This window comes from Lysinibacillus sp. G1-3, assembly GCF_056322905.1.
Window position 1 is genome coordinate 1 of record NZ_JBWHYQ010000042.1, and the last position, 3,097, is coordinate 3,097.

General features: G+C 34.0%; 4 protein-coding genes and 1 rRNA gene. 2 read left to right on the forward strand and 3 right to left on the reverse strand.

All coding sequences use genetic code 11. The features are described from left to right. Positions 1-7: 7 nt before the first annotated feature. Positions 8-123: ribosomal RNA gene (gene rrf, locus ACVYAD_RS24875) — 5S ribosomal RNA — on the forward strand. A gap of 274 nt (positions 124-397) precedes the next feature. Here the strand turns inward: rrf and ACVYAD_RS24880 are convergent. After that, a complete protein-coding gene (locus ACVYAD_RS24880; protein WP_349662261.1) occupies positions 398-664 on the reverse strand; it encodes a hypothetical protein in 267 nt (88 codons plus the stop codon). 298 nt (positions 665-962) lie between these two features. After that, complete coding sequence (locus ACVYAD_RS24885; protein WP_476428276.1) at positions 963-1,619, reverse strand: Type 1 glutamine amidotransferase-like domain-containing protein; 657 nt, start codon at positions 1,617-1,619, stop codon at positions 963-965. A gap of 255 nt (positions 1,620-1,874) precedes the next feature. On the opposite strand from ACVYAD_RS24885, the gene ACVYAD_RS24890 reads away from it, so the two are divergent. After that, a complete protein-coding gene (locus tag ACVYAD_RS24890; RefSeq protein ID WP_476428278.1) occupies positions 1,875-2,291 on the forward strand; it encodes a DUF3888 domain-containing protein in 417 nt (138 codons plus the stop codon). A 187-nt stretch (positions 2,292-2,478) separates the two neighbouring features. Here the strand turns inward: ACVYAD_RS24890 and ACVYAD_RS24895 are convergent, their stop codons facing one another. After that, the gene (locus ACVYAD_RS24895) at positions 2,479-2,898 is read right to left on the reverse strand and encodes a GNAT family N-acetyltransferase (RefSeq protein WP_476428280.1); all 420 of its coding nucleotides are present in this window, start codon (positions 2,896-2,898) and stop codon (positions 2,479-2,481) included. Positions 2,899-3,097 lie beyond the last annotated feature (199 nt).

Sequence of the window (3,097 nt, forward strand, 5' to 3'; positions counted from 1 at the left end):
ACAATAGTCTAGTGATGATGGCAAAGAGGTCACACCCGTTCCCATACCGAACACGGAAGTTAAGCTCTTTAGCGCCGATGGTAGTTGGGGGCTTCCCCCTGTGAGAGTAGGACGTCGCTAGGCACCTAGAAAAGTCGAGGATTTATTCCTCGGCTTTTTTTTGCGATTTTTTAGTTTGTTAACCACCCTAACAATACTGATTTCTTCCAACTATTAAGTTGAAAAATGAAAAATTTAGTTGAGCGCTAGTTGACAAAGGTGTAGGACCTGAAGATCTGTTGGTTTTGAAAAAAGTTTATTTATTTAATTTTACAAGTCACCCGTTAGTTTAAGAGGAAAACTTTAAAAATAATATAACCTTTTATCATTTTCCGACAGAAGACTCCATGAGAGTAGTTCAACTTTCGCCCATAAACACAAGTAGTAAGATTGACAATGAAACGCCAATGACATAAATCCCAAAAACAATAATAGGAGAATACTTCCAAAATCCTTTTTCCCTTTTTTTAAAGCTCTGAACACTAAATATTACTCCTATGACGAACATAATAACTCCAACGAAGAATAGCCAAGCAGTATTAAGTTGAAAGTAATAAAAACATGCAACACAAATAAGTCCTACTACTGAAAATAATGTTGATAATATCCCTTTTTTACTGAGCAATGTTTACCACCTCCTCTTTAATTTCTGCACTTACTATAAGAACGAACGAAATAAATATTGGTTCCAATTTTAATTAATTTTACCATTTGAAACCTATTGAGCTAAACTGGCCCGTTAGTACAATAAGAAAAAAGAGCTGTCCAAAACAGCTCAATGTTCTTCAAGTAAAGAACCCTGTTAGTTGAAGTAGAAAAAATAGACGCATATTCAACACTCGGGCAGTTCTCCTTCACTTAATTTAAAATAGAGACGGTGCATAAAGAAATTAATTCAATTAAGCCATAGCGTTTTGCTACAACTAGAGCGTCTCATCCAATTTCTGAATCTTTGAGTTGGAAATTAAATAAACATTGCCAAAAACGTCGATTTTGTCTCCTTTTACACGTACAGCGCAATCTTTGTTCGACGCATAAATATTTATTTCTTCCGATAGGGGAGATAGTTCGCTTTGAACCAGTGCAATGTTATTTTCAAGGTCAAAATGAGACAGGACGGAAAAATTGTCAAGACCGATTCCGTCGTAAACAGAGCTCATTTCAACTTCATCTCCAAAGTTTTTCGAGCATAACCATTTAGCGGACATGTTGATTGCTCCAGCGCTTGCTCCCACCACAACGGCGCTGCTTTTTTTTATCGAATCCGATAATTCATATTCCATCAAAAAACCATTTTGATTAAGAATATTACCACCCAACAAGAAAATGACGGAAGCATTTTGAATTATCGTTTGGGCATCTTCCATCTGTACGCGGTAATTAATTAAATGATACTCATCAAACATAATACCAGCCTGATCGAGCCACGAGCGTTCAGTAGCGCCATCATCTTCATAAATAGAAGGATTCGAGCTAATCATAGCCAGCGATTTTCTATCAGTTATATCCTCCTGTAACACCCTACCCAGATCTTCTGGAAAAAAAGTATCAAACCAACCTAAATAATAGTGAATTTTCATAAGTACCCCCTCAGCAAAGTGTAAATAACATTTATTCCTTGCGTCACTCATTCTGTTTTCTTGTCACTCTCAATATGCCCGATTGTTAAACACAATTTAAACTACACTCTTCAACTATCCTGCTCCGTTAGTTTAATAAAGAAAAAAGAACAACTCAATTCAATAAATACATACTTTATTCAATAAATACATACTTTATTCAATAAAGGAGATAATACAATTAATTAAAGACTGTAAAGAGGTGTATTCAGGAAAATGAAAAGGCTATTACTCGTTTTTACACTCACCCTTGTTCTAATTATATCTTTTCAAACAACAACCGTTTCATCATCTGAACCAACTCAAGACTCTAACCAGCTTAGATTACAAGATATGCTTATGTTAATGCTTACTCCTTATATAGAAAAAGATTTAAATAGCTATTATTATCCTAAGATTTTAAAGGATTTTTCACCTCATGTCACACCATGGAAAATTGAAGTTATTGAAACTAGAAGAGTAAATAGTTTCCGTGGCTTTATTTTGCAAATTACATTTGAAATTGAACCTACTGATGGCGGACAGTGGATTCCAGTAGGGAAGGACCGAATGACGTATGAAGTTTCTTTTGGACCAGAGGTTAAATTAATAAATCACACGCACTTAAAAACATATAAATATCCACCAGAATAATTACGTAATTTATACTGACTTTGTTCAAATAACCTGCGCCGTTAGTACAATAAGAAAAAAGAGCTGTCTAAAACAGCTCAATGTTTTTCAAGTAAAGCACCTGTTAGCTTAATAAGGAAAAAGAGTTACTGGGAGAACAATTACTTTAATAGTGATGTCTTCTCTTACAATTAAAAATCTATTATTTTTATTTTTTTGAAATTACAGTAAACATCCCCGTCATGTTTGGTGAGTAGTCTTTAAAATCATATTTTTCATAGAACGATTCTTTACCTTGTGATGCAAACAAGCCGACAAACGCCTTATCTGGGGCATTCCGATTTAAGTATTCAACCAAAATGTCCATTATTTCTTTCCCAATACCATTTTTCTGAAAATCTGGATGAACCACTATATCCTGAATATAGAAATAGATAGCCCCATCTCCAACAATTCTCCCCATGCCCACAATTTGTTCATTATCAAAGACTGTAATGCAGTGAATAGAATTCTTTAGTGATGCTTCCACCACTTCAAAATTCATATAACTAGTCCATCCCACAGACTCACACAAATATTTGTATTCTTCCAATGATGGAATGTTATTTTTAAACTCATATTTCTTCAAAATGTATCCTCCAAGATCTCAATTTCAACAACAATTATATATAAATTCGACATCTTTTTATCTATTCCTCTGTTCAACTAAACTCCCTCTATAAACATTGATGTATCAACGGTTTCCGCCATTTCATGATGAAGAGAAAATATTTTTTCACTTCATTTACAAACAGTGTTTTGAATTTATTGTTATAATTTACAACTTA